Raw genomic sequence first — 2,060 nt, 5'->3', positions numbered from 1 at the left:
GTCTGGGGGCGCCGGGGAGCGGCCCGAGCACGCCGGTCCCGTGGCTCCGGCTCGCCGTGGGCGCGGCTGCCCACCGCACGGGCGCGCCGGGCCGGGGTGAGCCGGACTCGCGCGGACCCGTCCCCGGATGGCCCGCCGGGCGCGGCGGCGCGCGTCGAGAGGGCCCCGGGGCAGGACCGGCCGCCTCGCGTCAGGCCGGTTCCGCCACCGTCCGCCCCAGGGCGCGCAGGAAGCCGTCCGTCGTCGTCCGGTCCCGTACCGCCAGGCGCAGCCACTCCTCGCTCAGCCCCGGGAACGTGTCCCCGCGCCGCACCGCGTAGCCGAGGCCGCGCAGCCGGTGGCGTACGGCGGCGGCGTGCGGGAGGCGGACGAGGACGAAGGGGCCCTCGGCGGGGGCGACGACTCGCACCCCGGCGTCCGCGAACCGCGCCAGCCCGGCGACGAGATGGCCCCGGTCCGCGGCGATGCGGTGGGCGGCGTGGGCGGCCTCCGCCAGAGCCCGTGGGGCCACGCACGCCTCGGCCGCCGCCAGCGCGGGCGTGGACACGGGCCACAGCGGCTGCGCGCGCTCCAGGTCGGCGATCGTCTCAGGCGCCGCCAGGACGTATCCGATGCGCAGCCCGGCCAGCCCCCACGTCTTGGTGAGGCTGCGCAGGACGACCAGTCCGGGCACGTCCGTACGCCCCGCCAGCGCCTCCGGCTCGCCCGGCACCGCGTCCATGAACGCCTCGTCCACGACCAGCGTCCGCCCCGGGCGGGCCAGGTCCGTGATCGTGGCCGCCGGGTGCAGTACCGACGTCGGGTTCGTCGGGTTGCCGATCACCACCAGGTCGGCGTCCTCCGGGACCGCCGCCGGGTCCAGCCGGAAGCCGTCCGCCTCCCGCAGCAGCACCCGGTCGACCGTGTGCCCCGCGTCCCGCAGCGCCGCCTCCGGCTCCGTGAACTGAGGATGCACCACGACCGGCCGGCGCACCTTCAGCGCGCGCGCCAGCAGCACGAACGCCTCCGCCGCACCCGCCGTCAGCAGCACCCGCTCCACCGGCAGCCCGTGCCGCGCCGCCACCGCCGCACGCGCGGCCCGCCCGTCCGGGTAGACCGCGAGGGAGCCGAGCGAGGCGGCGACGTGCTCGCGCAGCCAGGCCGGGGGCGTGTCCGCGCGGACGTTCACCGCGAGGTCCACCAGGGCCGAGCCGTCGTCGCGGACCTCGGCGTCCCCGTGGTGCCGCAGATCAGGACCGGCGGCCTCAGTGTGCATGGGAGTGCGCGTGGCCATGCCCGTGATGGTGCCCGTGGTGGTGATGGCCGTCGTCGTCGGGGTGGAAGTGCGGCTGCTGCGGCAGTCCCACCTTGTCCTCGAACCCCGGCAGCGCGATCCGGTACACGCACGAGTCGCAGTTCATCCGGAGATCGCCCTTGACGGCCTCCTCGTACCGCTCCCACACCAGGTCGAGCAGCTCCGGTTCCGGCCCGATCACATCGGCCGACCGGACCTCGGTCTCCGGGTGCGCGGCGGCCCACTCCTCGGTCTGGTGCCGGACCCGGTCCGGGAGGATGCCGGTGAACAGGAAGTACGGCAGGACCACGACCCGCCGCGCCCCCAGCCGCACACACCGGTCCAGGCCGCCCGGCACGTCCGGCTTCGCCAGCGACACGAACGCCGTCTCCACGGCCGCGTACCCGCGCCCCTCCCACAGCAGCCGCGCCGCCTTGAACACCTCGGCGTTGGCGTCCGGGTCCGTCGACCCGCGCCCGACCAGCAGCACGGTCACCTCGGCGGGGTCCCAGGACGGGTCGACCGCCTGAGCCAGCCGCCGCTCCAGCACCCGCAGCAGCGCCGGGTGCGGGCCCAGCGGACGCCCGTACGTGTACGAGATGCCGGGGTGCCGTTCCTTCTCGCGGGAGAGCGCCGCCGGGATGTCCCCCTTGGCGTGCCCGGCGGACACCAGCATCAGCGGCACCGCGGCGAACCGGCGCACACCGCGCTCGACCAGCTCGGCGACCGCCTCGCCCAGCGGCGGCGGGGACAGCTCGATGAAGCCGCCCGCGACGGGCAGTTCGGG

At 76.9% G+C, this 2,060-nt stretch carries 2 protein-coding genes; both read right to left on the bottom strand.

The annotated features are described in order from the left end of the window. Positions 1–190: 190 nt before the first annotated feature. Positions 191–1,273 carry an Rv2231c family pyridoxal phosphate-dependent protein CobC gene (gene cobC, locus EBH09_RS07955; RefSeq protein WP_238697236.1) on the bottom strand — a complete coding sequence of 361 codons (1,083 nt, stop codon included), beginning with the start codon at positions 1,271–1,273 and terminating at the stop codon, positions 191–193. After that, positions 1,245–2,060: sirohydrochlorin chelatase (locus tag EBH09_RS07950; protein WP_238697235.1), on the bottom strand; the 816-nt coding region annotated here is incomplete at its 5' end. The genes cobC and EBH09_RS07950, both read right to left, overlap by 29 nt.

It is taken from the genome of Streptomyces sp. E2N166, assembly GCF_003671715.1.
Lineage (GTDB): Bacteria > Actinomycetota > Actinomycetes > Streptomycetales > Streptomycetaceae > Streptomyces > Streptomyces thinghirensis.
This window is presented reverse-complemented; position numbering and strand designations above follow the sequence as displayed.

Bases quoted from the DNA above. Each gene is read 5' to 3' on its own strand.
- cobC (WP_238697236.1), bottom strand. From the start codon at position 1,273: ATGGCCACGCGCACTCCCATGCACACTGAGGCCGCCGGTCCTGATCTG.